20 protein-coding genes are annotated in these 21,603 nt (G+C 60.8%); 10 read left to right on the forward strand and 10 right to left on the reverse strand.

The window, feature by feature from the left end:
• Positions 1 to 8: 8 nt before the first annotated feature.
• The 6 genes from ribE to glyA form a co-directional block, all read right to left on the reverse strand.
• Positions 9 to 479 (reverse strand): 6,7-dimethyl-8-ribityllumazine synthase, encoded by a 471-nt coding sequence (gene ribE, locus G5168_RS06855; protein ID WP_005338866.1) that lies wholly within the window; start codon positions 477 to 479, stop codon positions 9 to 11.
• Positions 480 to 755: 276 nt separating this feature from the next.
• On the reverse strand, positions 756 to 1,865 hold the full coding sequence (ribBA, locus tag G5168_RS06860) for a bifunctional 3,4-dihydroxy-2-butanone-4-phosphate synthase/GTP cyclohydrolase II (protein ID WP_005343511.1): 1,110 nt from the start codon (positions 1,863 to 1,865) through the stop codon (positions 756 to 758).
• A gap of 149 nt (positions 1,866 to 2,014) precedes the next feature.
• Positions 2,015 to 2,668, reverse strand: a complete 654-nt coding sequence (locus tag G5168_RS06865; protein WP_043823065.1) for a riboflavin synthase — start codon at positions 2,666 to 2,668, stop codon at positions 2,015 to 2,017.
• A 55-nt stretch (positions 2,669 to 2,723) separates the two neighbouring features.
• Positions 2,724 to 3,833: a bifunctional diaminohydroxyphosphoribosylaminopyrimidine deaminase/5-amino-6-(5-phosphoribosylamino)uracil reductase RibD gene (ribD, locus tag G5168_RS06870; RefSeq protein ID WP_421244661.1), complete on the reverse strand. Its 1,110-nt coding sequence runs from the start codon at positions 3,831 to 3,833 to the stop codon at positions 2,724 to 2,726.
• A gap of 105 nt (positions 3,834 to 3,938) precedes the next feature.
• Positions 3,939 to 4,388, reverse strand: coding sequence for a transcriptional regulator NrdR (gene nrdR, locus G5168_RS06875; protein ID WP_005338880.1), 450 nt, complete (start codon positions 4,386 to 4,388; stop codon positions 3,939 to 3,941).
• A 150-nt stretch (positions 4,389 to 4,538) separates the two neighbouring features.
• A complete protein-coding gene (glyA, locus tag G5168_RS06880) occupies positions 4,539 to 5,792 on the reverse strand; it encodes a serine hydroxymethyltransferase (protein WP_421252024.1) in 1,254 nt (417 codons plus the stop codon).
• Between the two features lie 324 nt (positions 5,793 to 6,116).
• Between glyA and G5168_RS06885 the strand changes: the two genes are divergently transcribed.
• Positions 6,117 to 6,401 (forward strand): hypothetical protein, encoded by a 285-nt coding sequence (locus tag G5168_RS06885; protein ID WP_100646668.1) that lies wholly within the window; start codon positions 6,117 to 6,119, stop codon positions 6,399 to 6,401.
• Between the two features lie 50 nt (positions 6,402 to 6,451).
• Here the strand turns inward: G5168_RS06885 and torS are convergent, their stop codons facing one another.
• Positions 6,452 to 9,277, reverse strand: coding sequence for a TMAO reductase system sensor histidine kinase/response regulator TorS (gene torS, locus G5168_RS06890; RefSeq protein WP_421252025.1), 2,826 nt, complete (start codon positions 9,275 to 9,277; stop codon positions 6,452 to 6,454).
• 70 nt (positions 9,278 to 9,347) lie between these two features.
• Between torS and torT the strand changes: the two genes are divergently transcribed.
• Entirely contained in the window at positions 9,348 to 10,394 is a 1,047-nt protein-coding gene (gene torT, locus G5168_RS06895; protein WP_421252026.1) for a TMAO reductase system periplasmic protein TorT, read from the forward strand.
• A 37-nt stretch (positions 10,395 to 10,431) separates the two neighbouring features.
• Positions 10,432 to 10,836, forward strand: coding sequence for a GFA family protein (locus G5168_RS06900; RefSeq protein ID WP_421252027.1), 405 nt, complete (start codon positions 10,432 to 10,434; stop codon positions 10,834 to 10,836).
• Between the two features lie 36 nt (positions 10,837 to 10,872).
• Here G5168_RS06900 and torR read toward each other — a convergent pair whose 3' ends face one another.
• Positions 10,873 to 11,586 (reverse strand): two-component system response regulator TorR, encoded by a 714-nt coding sequence (gene torR, locus G5168_RS06905; RefSeq protein WP_042080622.1) that lies wholly within the window; start codon positions 11,584 to 11,586, stop codon positions 10,873 to 10,875.
• Between the two features lie 145 nt (positions 11,587 to 11,731).
• Between torR and torC the strand changes: the two genes are divergently transcribed.
• The 6 genes from torC to G5168_RS06935 all read left to right on the forward strand — a co-directional run bounded on the left by torC (position 11,732) and on the right by G5168_RS06935 (position 18,485).
• Positions 11,732 to 12,898 carry a pentaheme c-type cytochrome TorC gene (gene torC, locus G5168_RS06910; RefSeq protein WP_421252028.1) on the forward strand — a complete coding sequence of 389 codons (1,167 nt, stop codon included), beginning with the start codon at positions 11,732 to 11,734 and terminating at the stop codon, positions 12,896 to 12,898.
• Positions 12,899 to 12,925: 27 nt separating this feature from the next.
• Positions 12,926 to 15,418: a trimethylamine-N-oxide reductase TorA gene (gene torA, locus G5168_RS06915; RefSeq protein ID WP_421252029.1), complete on the forward strand. Its 2,493-nt coding sequence runs from the start codon at positions 12,926 to 12,928 to the stop codon at positions 15,416 to 15,418.
• 99 nt (positions 15,419 to 15,517) lie between these two features.
• Positions 15,518 to 16,186: a molecular chaperone TorD gene (gene torD / locus G5168_RS06920; protein WP_201905699.1), complete on the forward strand. Its 669-nt coding sequence runs from the start codon at positions 15,518 to 15,520 to the stop codon at positions 16,184 to 16,186.
• A gap of 7 nt (positions 16,187 to 16,193) precedes the next feature.
• The gene (locus G5168_RS06925) at positions 16,194 to 16,562 is read left to right on the forward strand and encodes a hypothetical protein (protein ID WP_227341296.1); all 369 of its coding nucleotides are present in this window, start codon (positions 16,194 to 16,196) and stop codon (positions 16,560 to 16,562) included.
• A 170-nt stretch (positions 16,563 to 16,732) separates the two neighbouring features.
• On the forward strand, positions 16,733 to 17,872 hold the full coding sequence (locus G5168_RS06930) for a hypothetical protein (RefSeq protein WP_421252030.1): 1,140 nt from the start codon (positions 16,733 to 16,735) through the stop codon (positions 17,870 to 17,872).
• On the forward strand, positions 17,862 to 18,485 hold the full coding sequence (locus G5168_RS06935) for a hypothetical protein (protein WP_421172939.1): 624 nt from the start codon (positions 17,862 to 17,864) through the stop codon (positions 18,483 to 18,485). Before G5168_RS06930 ends, G5168_RS06935 begins: the two co-directional genes overlap by 11 nt.
• On the opposite strand, the gene G5168_RS06940 is transcribed toward G5168_RS06935, so the two are convergent.
• Both G5168_RS06940 and G5168_RS06945 read right to left on the reverse strand, forming a co-directional pair.
• Positions 18,475 to 18,708: a hypothetical protein gene (locus G5168_RS06940; RefSeq protein WP_216951968.1), complete on the reverse strand. Its 234-nt coding sequence runs from the start codon at positions 18,706 to 18,708 to the stop codon at positions 18,475 to 18,477. The two genes, G5168_RS06935 and G5168_RS06940, sit on opposite strands and share 11 nt — an antisense overlap.
• A gap of 277 nt (positions 18,709 to 18,985) precedes the next feature.
• Positions 18,986 to 19,264 carry a hypothetical protein gene (locus G5168_RS06945; protein ID WP_266134183.1) on the reverse strand — a complete coding sequence of 93 codons (279 nt, stop codon included), beginning with the start codon at positions 19,262 to 19,264 and terminating at the stop codon, positions 18,986 to 18,988.
• 169 nt (positions 19,265 to 19,433) lie between these two features.
• Between G5168_RS06945 and acs the strand changes: the two genes are divergently transcribed.
• A complete protein-coding gene (gene acs, locus G5168_RS06950) occupies positions 19,434 to 21,380 on the forward strand; it encodes an acetate--CoA ligase (protein WP_421172938.1) in 1,947 nt (648 codons plus the stop codon).
• The last annotated feature ends 223 nt before the right edge of the window (positions 21,381 to 21,603 follow it).

Raw genomic sequence — 21,603 nt, forward strand, 5'->3', positions numbered from 1 at the left:
TCTCCTCGTTACACGTCCAGTTCTTTCAGGACGTTGATCATTTCGAGCGCTGCCAGTGCAGCCTCTGCACCCTTGTTACCCGCCTTGGTACCTGCACGCTCGATGGCTTGTTCAATGTTTTCAGTGGTCAGCACACCGAAGGCAACGGGAATTTCATATTCCATCATTACCTGGGCCATGCCCTTGCTGTTCTCGTTTGCCACCAGGTCGAAGTGGTAGGTGCCGCCACGGATGACAGTACCGACCGCCACGATGGCATCGTATTGACCACTCTTGGCCAGCTTCTTGATGACCAATGGCATTTCAACCGCGCCCGGCACTTTTACCAGTGTCAGGTTGCTGTCCTGCACTTGACCTTGACGCTTCAGTACGTCCACCGCGCCGTTCACCAGACTGTCGTTGATGAAGCTGTTGAAACGGGCAACAACAATAGCAACGCGCGCCTCAGGAGCGGCGATATTTCCTTCGATAACCTTCATTGGAAATCCTGTATCTGTGCAATCAAAAGGGCCGGAGTCAAAAGTGCGCACATTCTAGCACAACAGACCCACGACAAAAACCATGGCCGCAATAGACGGCCATGATCGCGATTTAACCAGTCCGGCGCGCTTACTCGCCGGTAAATTCCACGACTTCCAGACCGAAACCGCCCGGAAGGGGATGGTACTTCTCTGGTAGAACGTTACTCGCCAACGTACTCAACCACTTCCAAACCGAAACCACCCGGAAGGGGATGGTACTTCTCTGGTGGAGCTTTACTCGCCGACGTACTCAACCACTTCCAGACCGAAACCACCGAGGGCATGGTACTTCTTCGGCGAGCTCAACAGGCGCATCTTGCTCACGCCGAGCGCCTTGAGGATCTGGGAACCGACACCCACCCGGCGCGAGGTGCCCTGCCACTTGGCTCCTTCCGGTGCCAACCCCTTGTCGGCGGCTTCAAAACCCTTGACCCTAGCCAGCAGCTCGGCGCCATGGGATTCCGCCCCCAAAATCACCAGCACGCCGCCCTCGTCAGCAATGCGGGCCATGGATTTGGGCAGCGGCCAGCTGCGGGCAGCATGGCGGTCGGTCAGCAGCAGATCGCTCAGCACATCGTGCAGATGGACGCGCACCAGAGTCGGCTGGTCAGCCTGTACCTCACCCTTTTTCAGGGCGAAGTGAACCTGATTGTCGATGGTGTCACGGAAGGTGATGAGGTCGAACTCGCCAAACTCGGTGGGCAGCTTGCACTCGGCCACCTTCTCGACCGTGGTCTCGTGCTGGTTGCGGTACTCGATAAGGTCGGCGATGGTGCCGAGCTTGATGCCGTGCTCCTCGGCAAAGATCTCCAGGTCAGGACGGCGCGCCATGGTGCCATCTTCGTTGAGGATCTCGACGATGACGGCGGCAGGCTCGAAACCGGCTAGACGAGCCAGATCGCAGCCCGCTTCGGTGTGACCGGCACGGGTCAGCACGCCGCCATCCTGCGCCATCAGCGGGAAGATGTGGCCCGGCTGCACCAGATCAGCCGCCTTGGCATTGGCCGCCACAGCCGCCTGCACGGTCACCGCGCGATCGGCGGCTGAGATACCTGTGGTCACCCCTTCGGCCGCCTCGATGGAGACGGTGAAGGCGGTGGAGAACTGGGCATTGTTGCGATCCACCATCAGCGGCAGCGCCAATTGCTTGCAGCGATCCCGGGTCAGGGTCAGGCAGATGAGGCCACGGCCGTAGCGGGCCATGAAGTTGATATCCTCCGGACGGACGCAGGAAGCGGCCATGATGAGGTCCCCTTCGTTCTCCCTGTCTTCGTCATCCATCAGGATCACCATCTTGCCAGCCTTGATATCGGCAATGATTTCCTGGGTTGTGCTCAGCGCCATGGGCTACTCCATCAGTGTGCTTGGGGGTTGAGCCCGCAGGCTCAACGCAAATGCGAGTGTATGTTGCTCTAGATTGGGGCTAGCGGCCCCATTTCAATCAGAGCGGGATCACAGAAAATCGTTTTGGTGGCCAGATTCAGCGCACACCGTCAGAGAAAACCGGCCTTGGCCAGGGTCTCCATAGTCAGGGTCGAGGCGCTGCTCTCCTGACTTTTCCCCATCATCAGTCGCTCCAGATAGCGGGCGATCTGATCGACCTCGAGGTTGACCTTGTGACCCGGCTTCCAGCTGGCGATGGTGGTCTCCTGCGCAGTGTGGGGCACGATCGTCAGGCGAAACAGGTCGCCCTGCACCGCGTTGACCGTGAGGCTGATGCCATCCACCGCAATGGAGCCCTTCTCGGCGATATAGCGGGAGAGTTCCCCCGGCGCCTTGATCCAGTACTCGATGGCGCGGCCGCTGCTGGAGACGCTTTTCACTTCCCCTACCCCGTCCACATGGCCGGAGACCAGATGGCCGCCGAGACGGGAGGTGGGCATCAGCGCCTTCTCGAGGTTGACCCGATCGCCCACTCTGGCGGCGGCAAAGCCGGTACGGGAGAGAGTTTCCAGCGACACATCGGCGGTATAGCTCTTGTCGCCCAGCGCCACCACGGTGAGGCAGACGCCGTTGGTAGCGATGGAGTCGCCCAGTTTGACGTCGCTAAAATCCAGACCCGGGGCGTGCACGGTGAGGGCCATGTCCTCCCCCTGACGACGCAGTTCGGCCAGGGTACCCACCGCTTCGATAATTCCGGTAAACATGCAGATCACCTTGCTGATGACGGGGGCAACAGATGCCCCCTTGAACATTGAAAGATCAGGCTATTTTGGCGGTAATGCGAATATCCGGCCCCACCATGCGCACATCCTTGATGGCGAGCTTGGGCGCCTGGAACAGCCGGGTCAGGCCGGGCAGATGGAACAGGCCGCGCCCCTCGTCGCCCATCAGTTTGGGCGCCTGATAGAGCACCAGCTCATCCACCAGCCCTTTTTCCAGCAGAGCGCCGCAGAGCCGCGGGCCCGCCTCGACCAGAACCGAGTTGACGTTCTGCTTGGCCAGCAGCATGAACAGGCTGACCAGATCCAGCTTGCCATCCAGCAGCGGCAGCTCCAGCTGCTGCACCCACGAAGGCCACTCGCCAGCTGCCTTGTGGCGGGCCAGCAGCACCGGGCTCTCGCTCTGGAATAACGGCAGATCTGGGGTAAGCCGGTTTTGCGAATCGACGATGACCCGCAGCGGCTGGCGCAGGGTCTCCTTGGGATAGCTCGCCTTCACCGAGGGGGGCAGCTCGTCCCAGCGCACGGTCAGGGAGGCACCATCGGCCAGCACGGTTTCAGCGCTGGAGAGCACCGCATCGTGACGGGCCCGCAGTCGTTGCACATCGCGGCGCGCATCCGGGGAGGTGATCCACTGGCTCTCACCGCTCGCCATGGCGGTGCGGCCATCGAGGCTGGCTCCCAACTTGACGGTCACTCGCGGGAAGGCGGTACGCATCCGCTTGAAAAAGCCCGGGTTGAGTGCTTCCGCTTCACTCGCCAGCAGGCCGAAATCGGTCTTGATGCCCGCTTCGGAGAGCATACGCAGGCCACGCCCACCCACCTGGGGATTGGGATCGACCATGGCCGCCACCACCCGGGCTACGCCAGCATTGATCAGCGCCTCGGCGCAGGGGGGAGTACGACCGTGATGGGAGCAGGGTTCGAGGGTTACATAGGCGGTAGCGCCACGGGCGTTGTCACCGGCGGCGCGCAGGGCGTAAACCTCGGCATGGGGCTCGCCCGCCTTCTGATGCCACCCTTCGCCAACCACCACACCATCTTTGACCAGCACGGCACCGACGCAGGGGTTGGGGGCCGTGGTGTAGCGGCCGCGGCGGGCCAGTTCGAGGGCCCGACTCATCCATTGGTAATCATCTTGACTAAACATTCGGGCTCCTGTTTTCAACAACATCCAAGCCGTATCGCATCAGGTAACTGGCTTCGTTACCGCATCCGATGACACTTCGTGAATCGAGCCTGCTTCAGGGACGATTTATTTTTCCAGCTTGGCAATCTCTTCGCCGAACTCGCGAATATCTTCGAAGCTGCGATAGACGGAGGCAAAGCGGATATAGGCCACCTTGTCCAGACTCTTGAGCTCATCCATCACCAGATTGCCTACCAGCTCGGAGGCGACTTCACGCTCGCCGGTGGCACGCAGGCGGGATTTGATATGGTTGACCGCCTTTTCGATGGCCTCCATGCTCACCGGCCGCTTCTCCAGCGCCCGCAGGATGCCGGCGCGCAGCTTGTCTTCGTTGAACGGCTCGCGGGAACCGTTGGACTTGATGACGCGGGGCATCACCAGTTCGGCCATCTCGAAGGTGGTAAAACGCTCGTGACAGAGCAGACACTCACGACGGCGGCGCACCTGATGGCCTTCTGCCACCAAGCGGGAATCGATCACCTTGGTATCAACCGCACTACAGAATGGGCAATGCATCGGACCTCCGGCGTTAATGGAACAGGGACCGGCCCGGCGGGCCAGGATCTAGGTCGGCCAGTGTAGCACGGCCATCCAAAACCGGTAAAAGCCAGAAAAAACAATGCCACCCGCAGGTGGCATTGGTCTCAAACCGAACGGTCTGGCTTATCAGCCATAAACCGGGAAGCGGCGGCAGATATCCAGCACCTTCTCGCGCACGATGGCCAGCACGGCATCGTTGTCGTGGTTGTCCAGTACGTCGCAGATCCAGTGGGTCAGCTCGATGGACTCGGCTTCCTTGAAACCACGGCGGGTGATGGCCGGGGTACCGATCCGCACACCGGAGGTGACGAACGGGGAACGCGGGTCGTTGGGCACGGAGTTCTTGTTGACGGTGATGTTGGCTTTGCCCAGCGCAGCGTCAGCATCCTTACCGGTCAGCTCGCGGCCGATCAGATCAACCAGCATCAGGTGGTTGTCGGTACCGCCGGAGACGATCTTGTAACCGCGCTCGATAAAGGTGGCAGCCATCGCCTTGGCGTTTTTCACGACCTGAGCCTGATAGGTCTTGAACTCCGGCTCCAGCGCCTCTTTGAAGGCAACAGCTTTACCGGCGATGACGTGCATCAGCGGGCCGCCCTGACCACCCGGGAAGACGGCAGAGTTGAGCTTCTTGTAGAGCTCTTCGTCGTCAGCGGCGGAGAGGATCAGACCACCGCGCGGACCTGCCAGGGTCTTGTGAGTGGTAGAGGTGACCACGTGAGCGTGGGGAACCGGGTTCGGGTAGACGCCAGCGGCAATCAGACCAGCCACGTGAGCCATGTCGACGAACAGGTAGGCACCGACCTTGTCGGCGATTTCGCGCATGCGGGCCCAGTCAACGATGCCGGAGTAGGCAGAGAAGCCACCGATCATCATCTTCGGCTTGTGCTCGACAGCCTGACGTTCCATGTCGTCGTAGTCGATCTTGCCGGACTCATCGATACCGTAAGGCACGATGTTGTAAAGCTTGCCGGAGAAGTTGACCGGAGAGCCGTGGGTCAGGTGACCGCCGTGGGCCAGGTTCATGCCCAGTACGGTGTCGCCCGGCTGCAGCAGAGCCATGTAAACGGCGCTGTTGGCCTGAGAGCCGGAGTGCGGCTGCACGTTGGCGTAAGTGGCACCGAACAGCTCTTTGGCGCGCTCGATAGCCAGGGTTTCGACCACATCCACATACTCGCAACCACCGTAGTAACGCTTGGAGGGGTAACCTTCGGCGTACTTGTTGGTCAGCTGGGAGCCCTGGGCTTCCATGACACGGGGGCTGGTGTAGTTCTCAGACGCAATCAGCTCGATATGCTCTTCCTGACGACGGGTTTCGTCTGTGATGGCCTGCCACAATTGCGGATCATAATTGGCGATGGTCATGTCACGTTTCAACATCCGTTTCTCTCCTGAAAATCGTTTGCGCGTTAGGTGAAGTGGGCGCGGGCATTGTAACGTGAGCTGGATCAAAGAGACAGTCCAACCACCTAAAAAAATGTTGAATTTATGTTGTAAAAAGCAAGATTCCCTCCCCGTTCAATACCCTGGCCGCTCCGCCAAACGACTCATTTTTCATCCCGCTGCGGGCGGGCAAAACCCGAAGGGGATCACAACGCCCTCTTTATCCATCCTGTAACATATTCATTCGAAACAAATTTAATGATGATGGAGCTGATTGCAGCCATGCATCCGAGGGGCTGCACCTAACCGGAGGAGTTCAAGATGGACCATCTGCTGACATTCGTGATCCTGGCTGTCTTTTTTCTGTTCTACTGGGTCTACTACACCAGCCAACGCAAACATCTCCCCACCACCTCGTGGGAGCAACTCCCCACCAAAGCCGAATATCTGGCGGCCCACCCTGAATCAGTCGATGGCGATATCATCTTCTGTTATCACTGCGGCCACCACGAGTTGCTGGAGGTAGGAATGGTGCACCTGACCGATTTTCGCCGGGAATGGGTCTGTGCCAAGTGCAAGCAGGTGCTGTTTCGGGAGATCGAATAACAGCGCAGGGGCTGGCCCCCTCCCTAAACGTTGTGCATCGCCAGCAGGGATCAGAACTGCGCATCCCTGTTGGCCGTCAGCCACTGCTGCAACCCGCTCACCGCCGCGTCAAATTGCGCCCCGATTGTCGCAGGCTCCCCGCCTCCCACCTCAAGAGCCGCACAGTGGCTGGCAAATTCGGTCAACCCCAGCGCCAGCGCACTCCCCTTGAGCTTGTGCGCCAGCTGACGTTGCTCTTTCCCCTCACCCTGAGCCAACTTATCCACCAACACCCGCCCTTGCGACTCAAACAGCGCGACCAGCTGGCGGATCCGCGCCATGCCGAGCAGGGGCAGATCGGCGTCCAGCACCGGATTGGCCCACTCAGGCTGGTTAGTTGGGGGCGCGGCTGCTGATAATTGCACCCGCGGCTCAATAGCGGCGCCCTCTTGCCGAAACAGCTGATCGATGGCGTTCGCCAGCACCGCCAGCCGCACCGGCTTGCCGACAAAATCGACAAACCCGGCGGCAAGGCAGTGGCGGATATCCTCCGGATACATCTGGGCCGAGATGGCGATGGCGGGCAGCGGCCGCTCATGCATCTCCTCGCTGATGGCTGCCAGATCCTCGCGCAGGGTCATACCGTCCATATCGGGCAGATTGATATCGAGCAGCGCCAGCTCGAAGGGGCGCTCGGTCACCAGCGCCAGCGCGCTGCGACCATCCTCCGCCAGGGTGACGCGATGGCCGAGGCGGGTCAGCATGCCGTGCGCCACCAACCGGTTGATCTCGTTATCCTCCACCAGCAGGATGTCACGGGACTGGCCAAGGTGCAGCGGTTGCGCCTCGGCAGGCAGCTGGGCACTCGAGCGTTGCAACGGCAGACTGAAGCTGAATTCACACCCCTTGCCCGGTTCGCTGGCAAGGATAAGCTCGCCCCCCATGGCGGCCACCAGCTTGCGACTGATCGCCAACCCCAGCCCGGTGCCGCCCTGATGGCCTATATCGCGCTTGCGCTGGCGAAACGCCTCGAACACCGCCGCCTGCTCATCGGCCGGAATGCCGGGGCCGGTATCGCGCACCACAAACCGGATGCAGGGCTCGGCGCAAGGGCCTTGGCAGGCAAGAGGCGCCACCGTCAGGGTAATCTGGCCACGGGCGGTAAACTTGACCGCATTGCCGAGCAAGTTGCCGAGCACCTGGCGCAGCTTGCCCAGATCCCCCTCGACCACAGGCGCCAGCCCGGGCGCATATTCCAGCGCCAGGGTGACCCCCTTGGCCGCTGCCTTTGGCCGAAACAACGCGCTGAGCTCATCCACCAGCTGGAACAGGGGGAAGGGCTCGCGGCGCGCCTCCACATGGCCCGCTTCTATCTTGGAGTAGTCGAGAATGTCGTTGAGGATCTCCAGCAGGGATTCGCCACTGTGCTCGATGGCGGCCAGATAGCGCTGCTGGGTCTCGCTGAGATGGGTATCTTCCAGCAGCGTCAGGCCCCCGAGAATGCCGTTCATGGGGGTGCGGATCTCGTGGCTCATGGTGGCGAGAAACACCGACTTGGCGCGGTTGGCCTGTTCTGCCTCGGCGCGGGCCTGCCGCTGCTTCTCCACCTCCTCATTGAGCCGCTCGTTGGCGTGGCTGAGCTGGCCGGTGCGCTCCTCGACCCGCGACTCCAGCTCGCGCTGATAACGGCCCAGCTCAACCGCATTGTCACGAAACACCTGCAGGGCCCGCCCCAGCTCCGCCAGCTCATCGCGCCCGGTGCTGGCGATCGGCTCAAGGGGAGCCAGATCCCCGCGCGCCAACCGGCTCATCCCCGCCACCGCCCGTTGCAGCGGCCAGACGATCCGGCCATAGACCATGCGCCACATCAACAGCATCAGCAGTAGCAGGGTGAGCAGGCCAATGGCCATCAACGCCTGCTCCAGCAGCCTGAGGCGCTGGCTTAGCGCCTGCTGGCTCTGCCCCAACGAATCGCGGGCAAGGCTAACCAGCTCTCCGACCTGCTGGTTGAGGCTGCTCATCAGGGCTTCGTTGGCATTGGCCAGCACCCGCAGCGCCTCCCCCTTGCCGAGCCAGTCGCTGCGCAGTTGCACCAGCTTGTCGCTCTGCGCCAGCACGGTCAGCGCCTGCTCCACCGCCTGCCTGCGGGCCGGATCGGTCACTGCCCCGGCCCGCAGTTGCAAGATGGCCAGCTCCCGCTGCCCCTCTTGCAATAGCGTTTGCAACTGTTCCTGCCGTTCGCTGCGCCACATCTCCTCGATACGCTGCTGCTGCATCAGGGTGCGATGACGCAGCTCGGTCATCTGCTCCAGCCAGTCGAGATCCTGCTCCAGCAGGCGGTCCAGCGTCCGGGCCGCCTGCGCACCTTGCTGTTGGTAGAGGGAACCCAACCCCGCCACCATCACGGTTTCGGCATTCTCCATCTGGCTTCTCGCCAGCTCGGCGATCTGCCCGGCTGCCGCCACCAGACGGGCCCGCTGCGCTTCACCCTGCGCCATCAGGGTCAACCGCTCCCCCACCAGCCAGCCCTGCTGGCCCAGATTGCCGATGATGCTCTGACTGAGCTGATCGAGGCTTGTTGAACCCTGCCCACGGCCAAGTTGCGCCAGCACCTGTTGCAGTTGTTGCCCCTGCAGGGTGAGCAAGCGTCCCTGATGCTCCCGCTCCTGCTCGCTGGTTGCGGTGGCCAGCAGCCGTGACGCGCTCTGGATCTCGCCGCTGAGGCGAGAGAGCGTGCGCGCCAGCTCCTGATCGGCCAGAGTCTGCTGCACCCCTTGCTCCAGCTGGCGCAGATGGCTAAGCCCCACCCAACCCAGCAGGGAAGCACTCAGTGTGAGTAATGCCATCAAGGAGAAGGCCAGCAGCAACTTGCCACCCAGGCCGGAAAAGATTCTCACGGGAAGTCCCTTGGTTGTGGTCGGCTTTGACCGGATAATATGGCCCAACACTTTAACAAAACCCCTGACCATGCGAAGCGTCTATCTCTCCCCGTTGTTGCTGATCTGGTTGCTAATGCTTCCCCGCGCCGCCCTCGCCTTTACGGTCGATATCTGGCCCGGCGGCGAATTCAGCGGCCAGCCGCTGCGCCAGCAGTGGCCGGAACCCGCTGCGGCAACCAAATCGCTGACCCTCTGTGCCCTCTACCCCCATCTGCGCGACGCCTACTGGCTTTCGGTCAATCAGGGCATGGTAGACGAAGCGAAGCGGCTGGGAGTCAAGTTGCAGATCCACGAAGCGGGGGGCTATGGCGCCCTCGCCGAGCAGCGCCAGCAGTTGCTGCGCTGCGTGCAGGAAGGGAGCGACGCCATCTTGCTCGGCGCGGTGAGCTATCAGGGCTTGCGCGAGGCCATCAAGGTCACACCGCTGCCGCTCTTTGGGTTGGTCAACGATCTGCCCAGCGGTCTGGTGCAGGCCAAGGTGGGGGTCTCCTGGTACCAGATGGGCTGGCAAATCGGCCACTGGCTGGCGCAGCGCCACCCCGCCGGTAGCAAACCGGTCTCGGTTGCCCTCTTCCCCGGCCCGCAGGCGAGCGGCGGCAACAACTTCGTAGAGCCGGGCTTTGCCGATGCCATCAAGGGGAGCGCCATCAAGCTGGTCACCACCGAGCGCGGCGACAACAGCCGGGAAATCCAGCGCACGCTGGTGCAGCAGACGCTGGCCCGCTATCCCGGCCTCGACTATCTGGTGGGGGGCGCCATCGCAGCTGAAGTGGCCGTCAACGAACTGTCACAGCGCCATCTCGACAGGCCTCAGGTGCTGAGCACCTACTTCAGCCACGGGGTACAGCGGGGCCTGCGCCGGGGCAAGATCCTGGCCGCCAACAGCGATCAGATGCGGCTGCAGGGGCGCCTTGCGGTCGCTCAGGCGGTCTGCCTGCTGCAACACCCTGATGCCAATGCCGAGCAGTGCCCTCGGGTGATGGGGCCACCCATTCTGACGCTGTCTGCGCCGCTGGCCGACCCCGCCGATTCCCTCTCGGATGGCGCTTTTCGTCCCGTCTATCGGGTCGAATAGCCGTTCCAAATCCGATCAGCACACTCAAGGAGAAGAGATGAAAGAGTTACATGCCAGCTGCCTGTGCGGCGCCGTCGCCCTGACCCTGCCGGATCAGTTCGACTACATGGGTAACTGCCACTGCAGCGAATGCCGCAAGTTTTCAGGGGGAGATTACGCCTCGGTCGGCGGACTGGATGGCAACAAGGTCACCATAGTGAAGGGGGAAGAGGCCATCGGCCGCTACCGGAAATCGGCAGAGACCACCCTGGCATTCTGTCGTCACTGCGGCTCCAGCCTGTTCAGCCAGAAGAGCAGCAGCGGCAAGATCAATCTGCGGTTGCGGGTACTGGACGATGTGCCGAGCCAGCGACCCGCATTTCACATCTTCGTCGGCTCCAAGGCGCCCTGGCACCAGATTGGCGACGACTGCCCGCAATTTGATACCCGCCCGCCGGTCTGATACCCGGTCAAACAGGCCAGGGCCACCGCAACGGAGTCAGGAGGCTATCTCGCCGGCAAACAGATAGCCTTCACCATGGACGGTGACAAACAGCTGGGGATCCCGCGGATCCGCTTCCATCTTGCCACGCAGCCGCCGGATCAACACATCTATGGTGCGATCGCTCGGGCCATCGCCGCGATGGCTGATAAGGGTCAGGATCCGCTCCCGACTGAGCACCCGCCCGGCATGGGCGACAAAGGCCACCAGCACTTCATATTCGGCCTTGGTCAGGCGCACCGGCACTCCGTCCTTGCTGAGCTGGCGACGGGGGATGTCAAAACGCCAGGGGCCAAAGCGCACCGCATCGTCAGCCACCGCAGGCTCGCTCGGCGCGGCGGCCGCCAGCGAGATCCGCCACAGCAGATTCTTGACCCGCACCAGCAGTTCCCTGAGCTCGAACGGCTTGGTGACATAGTCGTCGGCCCCCATCTCGAGGCCGACAATCCGGTCCACCGCATCGCTGCGGCCGGTGACCAGAATGATCCCCACCGTGCTGCGCGCCCGCAGTTCACGGGTCAGCAGCAGACCATCTTCCCCCGGCAGGTTGATATCCAGCATCACCAGATCGACTGTTTGTTCCGCCAGCACGGCGCGCATCTCCTGGCCGTTTTCGACCGCCGTCACCCGATAGCCCTCCCGCTCGAAATAGCCGGTCAGCTTCTCGCGGGTAACCGCATCATCTTCAACAACCAGAATGTGGTAGCTCATGGGCAGGGTTCACGATGGTCGACAAGGGAGGATTATTCTATTCACATTTTGTCATAAATACCCCTATTTCATTAATTTGTGGCGGCAGCCCTGTTCACAACGCATCCCTATCATGGCTCCCATCAAAAAAGTGATGTGAGAGAGCATGATGAAAAAACTGTGGCACTTCCTGCGCACCCCCAGCCGTCGCTGGTCGGTACTGGCGCTGCTTCTGGTGGGCGTCGGCGTCACCCTCGCGGGCACCGTCGGCCTGCACTACGGCTTTGAGAAAACCAGCAGCCTCGAATTCTGTATCTCCTGCCACTCCATGAAAGACACCGTCTATCCGGAGTACAAGGAGTCCATCCACTTCAAGAATGCCTCCGGGGTACAGGCGGTCTGTACCGACTGTCACCAGCCGAAGGACTTTGTCGGCAAGGTGGCCCGCAAGATGGAGGCGGCCAACGACCTCTATCAGGAGTACATAGGCCACAGCATCGACACCCAGGAGAAGTTCGAGGACCGGCGCCTGCATCTGGCCGAGAAGGTGTGGGCACGGATGAGCAGCCAGAACTCCAAGACCTGCAAGTCCTGCCACAGCTACGACAACATGGATCACGCCAAGCAGTCCCCGGCGGCAGCGCAGGCGATGAAAGATGCGGCGGCGAAGAACATGAACTGCATCGAGTGCCACAAGGGCATCGCCCACGAACTGCCCAACATGGCGGGGGGCTTCCGGGCCACTTACGCCACCCTGGTCAACGACGCGCAAGAGGCGCCAGCCGCCGAGACCCTCTACAACCTGGGTGAAAAAGATCTCTACGCCAGCGAACAGAGCACCGACCCGGTCGGCAAACTGCTGCCTGCCTCCCGCATCGATGTCGTAGACCGCAGCGGCGATCGCCTCAAGGTGACCATCGAAGGGTGGCGCGAGAGCGACGGCAAGGGCCGGGTGCTGAGCGAATACATGGGCAAGCGGGTCTTCGTCGCCACCATCCGTGACGAACTGAAAGCGAGCGAGAAAGTGCTCAAACAGGAGACCGACAGCGCCACTCATATCAAGTGGGAGCAGGTTCAGGTGCAGGCCTGGGTCGATGGCAAGGGCTTTGAGTCCTCGCTCAAGCCGATCTGGGATTACGCCGGCGAGATGTACAAATCCACCTGCAACTCCTGCCACGGCGCGCCGGATCCCGCTCACTTCACTGCCAACGGCTGGATCTCGGGGCTCAAGGCGATGTCTGCCTACTATCGCCTGAGCAAGGAAGAGGAGCGCACCCTGCTCAAATACCTGCAAAACCATGCCGCCGATACCGGTGGTCAGGGCAGCCACTAAGTCCGGATTCGAAAGAGGAATAACAAGATGATCAATATTTCCCGTCGTGGTTTTCTGGGTGGCTTGCTGGCCAGCGGTGCCTCTGCCCTGATCGGCCCCTCCCTGCTCGGTCGCGCCGTGATGGCCGCCGAGTCTGGCGACAAGCTGGTGCAGTCCGGCTCCCACTGGGGCGCCTTCCGTGCCCGGGTGGTCGATGGGCGCTGGGTCGAGACCCAGCCGTTCGAGCATGACAAGCACCCCACCGACATGCTCAAGGCCTTGAGTGAGGTGGTCTACAACCCCTCCCGCATCCGCTACCCCATGGTGCGGCTGGACTGGCTGCGCAAGGGGCACCAGTCCGACACCAGCGAACGTGGCCAGAACCGCTTCGTGCGGGTGACCTGGTCCCAGGCGCTGGACTTCTTCTATCACGAGCTGGAGCGGGTGCAGAAGATCTATGGCCCGAGCGCCCTCTATGCCGGCCACTCCGGCTGGCAGTCGGTGGGCAAACTGCATTCCGCTGGTGCCATGCTGGGGCGCGCCATGAACCTGCACGGCACCTATCTGGCCAAGGCTGGTGACTACTCCACCGGTGCCGCCCAGGTGATCCTGCCCCACGTGGCGGGCGCCATGGAGGTATACGAGCAGCAGACCTCCTGGCCGCTGGTGCTGGAACACAGCAAGACCATCGTTATCTGGGGCTCCGATCCCATCAAGAACCTGCAGGTGGGCTGGCTGGTGCCGGATCACAGCGTCTACGACTACTGGGCGCAGTTGAAAGAGAAGGTGGCCAAAGGCGAGATCCGGGTGATCAGTGTCGATCCGGTCAAATCCAAGACCCAGAAGTACCTCAATTGCGATCAGGTGACCCTGAATCCGCAGACCGACGTACCGCTGATGCTGGGCATCGCCCACACCCTCTACAGCGAGAAGCGCCACGACGAGGCGTTCCTGAAGAACTACACCACCGGCTTTGACAAGTTCCTGCCCTACCTGCTGGGCACCAGCGATGGTCAGGTGAAGGATGCCGAGTGGGCCGCCGCCATCTGTGGCGTACCAGCCGAGACCATCCGCGAGCTGGCCCGCGCCATGAGCAGTGGTCGTACCCAGCTTATCGGCGGCTGGTGTGTGCAACGCATGCACCACGGCGAGCAGTACGCCTGGATGCTGGTGGTACTGGCCTCGATGATTGGCCAGATCGGCCTGCCGGGGGGCGGTTACGGCTTTGGCTGGCACTACAACGGAGCGGGCACCATCACCTCCAGCGGCCCCATCATGTCCGGTTTCAGCTCGGTAATTCCCGGGGTCAAGCCGCTCCATGACGGCGACTGGAAGGGCTACTCCAAGTACATTCCGGTAGCCCGTTTCGTCGACTGCATCCTCAATCCGGGCAAGCAGATCGCCTTCAACGGCCAGACCATCACCTACCCCCACATGAAGATGGCGGTGTTCTGCGGCAACAACCCGTTCCACCACCAGCAGGATCGCAACAAGATGGTCGCGGCCTGGCGCAAGCTGGAAACCGTGGTCAGCATCGATCACCAGTGGACCGCCAGCTGCCGCTTCGCCGATATCGTGCTGCCCGCCACCACCACCTATGAGCGCGATGACATCGAGCAGTGGGGCTCCCACTCCAACGCGGGCATTCTGGCCATGTACAAGGTGGTAGAGCCGCTGTTCGAGGCGCGCGATGACTACGACATCTTCGCCGATCTCTGCCGTCGCTTCGGTCGCGAGGCCGAGTTCACCGGCGGCAAGAGCAAGCTGGAGTGGATCCAGAGCATCTATGACGACGCCCGCCTGCAGGGCCGCGGCATCGGCATTCGTCTGCCCCGTTTCAGCCAGTTCTGGCACGGCGAGGGCTTCGTCACCTTCCCGGCGGGCCAGCCCTGGGTGCGCCACGAGTCGTTCCGTCAGGAGCCGGATCTGGAACCCCTCGGTACCCCGTCTGGCCTTATCGAGATCTACTCCAAGACCATCGCCGACTACGGCTATGGGGATTGCCCGGGCCATCCGGTCTGGATCGAGCCCTACGAGCGCTCCCACGGCGGACCGGGCAGCAAACAGTACCCGCTGCACCTGCAATCCTGCCACCCGGACAAGCGGCTGCACAGCCAGCTCTGCTCGTCCGACAACTACCGAGCCACCTACACGGTGCAGGGTCGCGAACCTGTCTATATGAATCCGCAGGATGCCAAATCCCGCGGCCTCAAGGACGGCGATCTGGTGCGGGTGTTCAACGGTCGCGGTCAGGTATTGGCTGGTCTGGTGGTGAGCGATGATTACGCCCCTGGCGTAGTCCGGATACAGGAAGGTGCCTGGTATGGCCCGCAAGAGGGCGGCAAGGTGGGTACGATCTGTACCTACGGCGATCCCAACGTGCTGACCGCCGACATCGGCTCCTCCAGCCTGGCGCAGGCCACCACGGCCCATACCGCGCTGGTGGAGATCGAGAAGTTCCGCGGGCAGGCACCTGCCGTCACTGCCTTCGGCGCGCCGGAATCGGCCAAGGGCATCGACCCCATGTTCCCGGCACTCTGACCCCGGGGGGACGAAAGCGCCCCCTTGAGTTTCCTTTATTTTTAAAGTCGTTAGAATCGGGAGCCATCAAGGCTCCCGATTGCCATCCACGGAGGAAAAATGCAGGAATTTATGGCTACCAGCGAACGCCGGGCCGAACTCTACTGGTGGTTCTCCACCCTGTTCGCCGCCGAACTCAGTGATGAGCAGATCGCCGAATATGACACCTATGACGTGCGAAGCTTCCTGAAAAGCCTCTCCACCCTGGATCCGATGCGCGAAGCCGTGGCCGAGCTCAACGATGCCATCGCCCGCCTGCTGGTGCGCCCGGATCGCCAGCTGGAACTGGCCGCCGACTTCGCCGGCCTGTTTCTGGTGGATCCCAAACAGGGCGCCCTGCCCTACGAATCGCTCTACCGCGGCGAGGCCAAGCTGCTGATGCAGGCCCCGATGGCCGAGATGCAGGCCCGCCTCGATCGCCTCGGTATCAATGTCAGCGATAAATACAAAGAGCCTGCCGACCATCTGGCAATCGAGCTGGATCTGATGGGCAATCTCATCATCCGTGGGGCGGAAGCCAAGAGCGCGGCCGAGCGGGAACGCTGGCTCGACGAGCAGGAAGCGCTGCTGCACGGTCATCTGCTGGGCTGGTTTGACAAGTTCGAAAGCGCCTGTCGCGCCGCCGACCGGTTTGGCTTCTACGGCGCCAGTGCCCGTCTGCTGGGGGTCTTCCTCAAGATGGATGCCAACTACCTCTCTCTGGTCAAACCGGCACCGTCCGCCGACTGAGGCCGCGATGAAGACAGCCCTGCTTCTGATTGCATGCTGGCTGCTGGCCCTGATCCCGCTGGATCAGGGCATTACTCCGCTGATCGCGCTGCTGTTCAACCCGGATCGCGAGCTCTACGGCACCGCTCAGCTCACCGGCTTTGCTGGCATCCTGCTCACCCTCTACCTTGCCAATCTCGGCGTCGAGGTGGTGTTGCGCCGCCGCTTCCAGATTGCCGGCATGCTGGCGCTGCTGGCCGCCTGGATCGACTTCATCAACAGCAGCGGCAGCGAGTCGCACTTCCTGCTGCTCTACCTACTCGCCCTCCCGTTCCACCTGCTCGGCTGGCTGGTATTTGTGCGCGGTATTCAGGCATTTGGCCGAGAGAAAGGCTAAAAAATAGCCAACAATATTGCAAATCATGACAGCCAGGTCAGGCACTTCCCAGTCATTACAAGCACATCGGTACAGCTCCCCGTAATATTTGCTTACATTCAGCTCCCGTTCAGTTTTACAAAAGCCGATATAGTGCCGCTCCTTTCGCCACACTACACAGGAGCAATCATATGCCTCCACAGGATGCGCGCATCACAGGCCTCGATCTGTTGCGCGGGCTTGTCATCTTCATGGCCGTCTTCGAGCACTACACCGGTTACCTCAACTACTGGTACATCGATTTCTTCAATCGGGAACATGCCTTGTGGGACAGCTTCTATGTATCACACAAGGCAATGGCGGGACACCTGCTCCCCATGGATCAGCTGACAGCACACGCATCAGCCTGGTTAATCCCCTGGGTCAGCCAGATCTACCTGGCCTTGGCCGCATTCAACCTGAGCCGCCGCGATCAGGCCAGCTTCAAGCCGCAGCTGGGCAGCAAGCTGGCCCTGTTTGCCAGCATCATACTGATGCTCTATGTCGAAGGGTTGGTCATCGCCCCCAACTTCGGCGAGGCCATCTCGTTCTACCCGGTCATGCTCTGGATGTGCCTGCTGGCGCTCTTCTCCATGGTGTATGCCAGGTTCGGCATCCGCGGCATGCTCCTGCTGACCCTTCTAAGCCTGCTACTGGATCAATTCGGCGTACAGGATCTGCTCGGCCATATCGACAGCTGGATGAAGCTGCACGTTCACCCCGACTATGAGCTGGATGCCCGTCTCGACCTCTTCATGGCCAGTGGCTGTTTCGGCTTTCTCTATGGCTGGTGCTGGCATCAGCGCCCACAATGGCGAGATCGCCTCAACCGTCTGGTACTGACGCTGTCGCTGGTGGCGCTGGCCATCTATCTCATGTTCGGCGAGACAAGCACGGTCGAGCTCAACGACATCTACGCCAACGAACACGAACTGGCGCTGGACATGATCGGCCGAGCCGGGATCTGGGGTATGGAGTTTCTGGTGATCGGTACCGTGCTCTGGCTACACCAACACAATATCCGTCTCTGCTGGCGACCACTCAACTGGATCGGCATGTACTCGCTGACCGTCTTCATCTTCCACAAGAGCATCTTCGTGCACCTATGGGGCCCCTTGCTACTGTGGTGGACCGCCCGTCAGGGCACCATACTGCCCAACAGTTTTGGCCTTATCATGTTGCTCTGCACCGCCAGCATACTGCTTATTTATGCTTTCCAGCGCTCCGGCATCATCTGTCATCTGATGGGAATGCATCAGGATCGGGACTGGGCGCGGCTATATGGCAAATAAGTATTGGCTGTCGCTGCTAATACTGGTGACGCTACCATTGCAAGCAAAGGAGTTGTTACTGGGCAGCAGCTGGCAACTGGATAGTAACCAGGCCAGTAGTAACGCAACCCAGCACAGCCAACTCTGGTGGGGTTATGAACGGGAGACCCAGGTTGGGCTCCTTTTCACTAACGGAAGCAGTGCCGGGCTGGCACTACCTCTCTATGAAAAGAGTTTTATCGCCTTGGGAGTTGGATCCATGCCAGTGGTTGATAGTACCCGTTTCAGTGCTATGTGGCGCCTGGGATGGCAGCTGGATGATGACCATCAATTGACGTTGTCCCAGCTCGTCGACCTCACTGGCCGTTATGGCCAGCTCTGGTACATGGAGCACAGCCTGCCGCTGCCGGCCGGGCTCTCCCTCAACCTCTGGCTGACCCGGGGCAGTCAGGCCCACATGGCTGCTTATGATGCTCATGAAGGTTGGCGAGACTGGGGGCTAACCCTGGAGCACAGCTGGGCTTGGCAAAAGTGGCAACTCGACGCAGAAGCGGGTGCCAAGCAGTGGCTCATCCAGGGTTGCGATTGGCAACCAGTCGTGAACCTGACCCTGAGCTATCGCTTCAGCTGGTAACACTCACACCACAGGCAACTTCCACGTTTACCAGCGCCCACCTATCTTGGGTCCAGCCAAATGAAAACGCACAGACAGTCAAACCCATCGCATCATTAGGCTCTACAATGCAACTGCTTCCTGCAATCAGGGGGATATCCTGTTGCTGCGCACTCCAGGTTTCCTGACCAAATGGCAACATGCCAACCATGTTGCCAAATTCCATTACAACAGAGTCAATCATCGTCAGCCCTCTTTGCCAGCAAGCCGCACAGCTCAAGCACTAACGCTCTGATCGCGCATGATAAACATCCTCTGTTAGCGACATAACGCTCTCTCGGGATGTCAAAAGGACCACGGTAGCAAGGGCTTGCAACTCAGGCTGAACATCTGTGCCCACAAGCCCTTAACAGGGGAAGAAGGGATTATCTATTGGTACGCAACGTCAGGTCGACTGCGTTCATCAAAGGATGATGATGTCATTGGTGCCGCAGGGGAAAATCCCCTGGCGATAGATATGACTATCTGCCAAACGTCAGGGTGGGAACACCACCATCATCCCGCTCATTGAGCATGCGTGTGAGCGGGGAGTCGCCCGAATAACGGGATCCAGGCTCACTGAGGGAAAATTTGGCCCCCGGTTTTTTTGCCTGCCATGCGTTGCCAAGCTCATCGGCAACCCGATCCCGCACTGTCTGTGACGGCTCCTGATGCGTAATCACAAACTCTTTGGGGGGCTTGTCTGCCAGAACAGGCACATCAAACTGCCAGAGGGATGCACAGAGCAATAGAGAGAACATAACTACCTCCATCCATCAAAGTCCTCCTTTTTACCCACTCACCACCTGAGTGTCACCCATTACCCTGTAACCAAATGTTGCTGTCTATCCAAAAGTCTAATTGCCCCCATCAGCCAAAGGTATAAGTTGTTACTTAATTATTAAAAGTATGTATTCAAAGGAGTGAGTGATGAGCGAGAGCAAGGTCTATCCGGTCAAACCCCATATCAGCAACAGCGCCCTGCTCGACAAGGGCGACTACGCCGCCATGTACCAGGCCTCCGTCGAGGATCCCGATACCTTCTGGGGTGAACAGGGCAAAATCCTCGACTGGATAAAGCCCTACACCAAGGTAAAAAACACCTCCTACGATCCGGGCCATGTCTACATCAAGTGGTTTGAAGATGGCCAGCTCAACGTCTCCGCCAACTGCCTCGATCGCCATCTCGCCGAACGGGGTGACAAGGTCGCCATCATCTGGGAAGGGGACAACCCCGCCGAAGATCGCAAACTCACCTACCGCGAGCTGCACAGCGAAGTGTGCAAGTTTGCCAACGTCTTGAAAGCTCAGGGGGTTCATCGCGGCGACGTGGTCTGCCTCTATATGCCCATGGTGCCCGAAGCCGCCATCGCCATGCTGGCCTGTACCCGCATCGGCGCGGTGCACAGCATCGTCTTTGGCGGCTTCTCGCCGGAAGCACTGGCCGGTCGCATCATCGACTCGGGCTCGCGCATCGTGATCACCGCCGACGAGGGACTGCGCGGTGGCCGTCCGGTGCCACTCAAGAAAAACGTGGATGAAGCGCTCACCAACCCGGATACCCAGGTTAACAAGGTGATCGTGCTCAAGCGCACCGGCGGCAATGTCGCCTGGCACAACCACCGCGACATCTGGTGGCATGAAGCGACCGCCACCGTCAGCAGCGACTGCCCGCCCGAGGCGATGAACGCCGAAGATCCGCTCTTTATCCTCTATACCTCCGGCTCCACCGGCAAACCCAAGGGGGTGCTGCACACCACCGGCGGCTATCTGGTCTATGCCACCCTCACCTTCAAATATGTGTTCGACTACCACGAAGAGGACATCTACTGGTGTACCGCCGATGTGGGCTGGGTCACTGGTCACTCCTATCTGGTCTACGGGCCGCTCGCCAACGGCGCCACCACCATCATGTTCGAAGGGGTGCCCAACTACCCGGCCACCAACCGCATGAGTCAGGTGGTGGACAAGCACCAGGTCACCATCCTCTATACCGCCCCCACTGCCATCCGCGCCCTGATGGCCAAGGGCAACGAAGCTGTCACCGGCACCTCGCGCCAGAGCCTGCGCATCATGGGCTCGGTGGGTGAACCGATCAACCCGGAAGCCTGGGAGTGGTACTACCGCACCATTGGCGATGAGCGCTGCCCCATTGTCGATACCTGGTGGCAGACCGAAACCGGCGGCATCCTGATTACGCCGCTGCCCGGCGTCACCGACCTGAAACCGGGCTCAGCCACCAAACCCTTCTTCGGGGTGCAACCTGCGCTGGTCGACAACATGGGCGAACCGCTGGAGGGGGCCACCGAGGGCAATCTGGTGATCACCGACTCCTGGCCGGGTCAGATGCGCACCGTATTCGGCGATCACGAGCGGTTCGAGCAGACCTACTTCTCCACCTTCCCCGGCCGCTACTTCACTGGCGACGGTGCCCGTCGCGATGCCGATGGCTACTACTGGATCACCGGACGGGTGGATGATGTACTGAACGTCTCCGGCCACCGCATGGGTACCGCCGAAATTGAATCGGCGCTGGTGGCCCATCCCAAGATCGCCGAAGCCGCGGTGGTGGGGGTTCCTCACGAGATCAAGGGTCAGGGCATCTATGCCTATGTCACCCTGATCGCCGGGGAAGAGCCGAGCCGTGAGCTGCACAAAGAGGTGAAGGAGTGGGTGCGCAAGGAGATCGGTGCCATCGCCACGCCAGATGTCATTCACTGGGCGGAGGGGCTGCCGAAGACCCGTTCCGGCAAGATCATGCGGCGAATTCTGCGCAAGATCGCCACCGGCGAGACCGACAGCCTGGGGGATATCTCCACCTTGGCGGATCCGGGCGTAGTAGACAAACTCATCCGCGAGAAGTCGGAAGCAGCCTGATCCCGCTTCGTTTGTTGCTCGACAAAGCCGGCCCTGTGCCGGCTTTGCTGTTTCTACAGCGGTACAAACGGCCTGAGCGGCTGAAACTGGGTGCACAGGGAGGTGACGCTCAATAAATAGCCAGATGTAGAGATTAGACCAGTAAAATGCTGCTAATTTTCACGAAATCAATATAATTGCGAAATCTGTGTGCCAGGGCACACCGATTTGCGCAGAAAATGGC

Source organism: Aeromonas sp. 600724, assembly GCF_049175135.1.
GTDB lineage: Bacteria > Pseudomonadota > Gammaproteobacteria > Enterobacterales > Aeromonadaceae > Aeromonas > Aeromonas veronii_A.

Coding starts and splice junctions, on each gene's coding strand:
- ribE (WP_005338866.1), bottom strand. CDS start 479: ATGAAGGTTATCGAAGGAAATATCGCCGCTCCTGAGGCGCGCGTTGCT.
- ribBA (WP_005343511.1), bottom strand. CDS start 1,865: ATGGCGCTGAGCACAACCCAGGAAATCATTGCCGATATCAAGGCTGGC.
- G5168_RS06865 (WP_043823065.1), bottom strand. CDS start 2,668: ATGTTTACCGGAATTATCGAAGCGGTGGGTACCCTGGCCGAACTGCGT.
- ribD (WP_421244661.1), bottom strand. CDS start 3,833: ATGTTTAGTCAAGATGATTACCAATGGATGAGTCGGGCCCTCGAACTG.
- nrdR (WP_005338880.1), bottom strand. CDS start 4,388: ATGCATTGCCCATTCTGTAGTGCGGTTGATACCAAGGTGATCGATTCC.
- glyA (WP_421252024.1), bottom strand. CDS start 5,792: ATGTTGAAACGTGACATGACCATCGCCAATTATGATCCGCAATTGTGG.
- G5168_RS06885 (WP_100646668.1), top strand. CDS start 6,117: ATGGACCATCTGCTGACATTCGTGATCCTGGCTGTCTTTTTTCTGTTC.
- torT (WP_421252026.1), top strand. CDS start 9,348: ATGCGAAGCGTCTATCTCTCCCCGTTGTTGCTGATCTGGTTGCTAATG.
- G5168_RS06900 (WP_421252027.1), top strand. CDS start 10,432: ATGAAAGAGTTACATGCCAGCTGCCTGTGCGGCGCCGTCGCCCTGACC.
- torR (WP_042080622.1), bottom strand. CDS start 11,586: ATGAGCTACCACATTCTGGTTGTTGAAGATGATGCGGTTACCCGCGAG.
- torC (WP_421252028.1), top strand. CDS start 11,732: ATGATGAAAAAACTGTGGCACTTCCTGCGCACCCCCAGCCGTCGCTGG.
- torA (WP_421252029.1), top strand. CDS start 12,926: ATGATCAATATTTCCCGTCGTGGTTTTCTGGGTGGCTTGCTGGCCAGC.
- torD (WP_201905699.1), top strand. CDS start 15,518: ATGCAGGAATTTATGGCTACCAGCGAACGCCGGGCCGAACTCTACTGG.
- G5168_RS06925 (WP_227341296.1), top strand. CDS start 16,194: ATGAAGACAGCCCTGCTTCTGATTGCATGCTGGCTGCTGGCCCTGATC.
- G5168_RS06930 (WP_421252030.1), top strand. CDS start 16,733: ATGCCTCCACAGGATGCGCGCATCACAGGCCTCGATCTGTTGCGCGGG.
- G5168_RS06935 (WP_421172939.1), top strand. CDS start 17,862: ATGGCAAATAAGTATTGGCTGTCGCTGCTAATACTGGTGACGCTACCA.
- G5168_RS06940 (WP_216951968.1), bottom strand. CDS start 18,708: ATGATTGACTCTGTTGTAATGGAATTTGGCAACATGGTTGGCATGTTG.
- G5168_RS06945 (WP_266134183.1), bottom strand. CDS start 19,264: ATGTTCTCTCTATTGCTCTGTGCATCCCTCTGGCAGTTTGATGTGCCT.
- acs (WP_421172938.1), top strand. CDS start 19,434: ATGAGCGAGAGCAAGGTCTATCCGGTCAAACCCCATATCAGCAACAGC.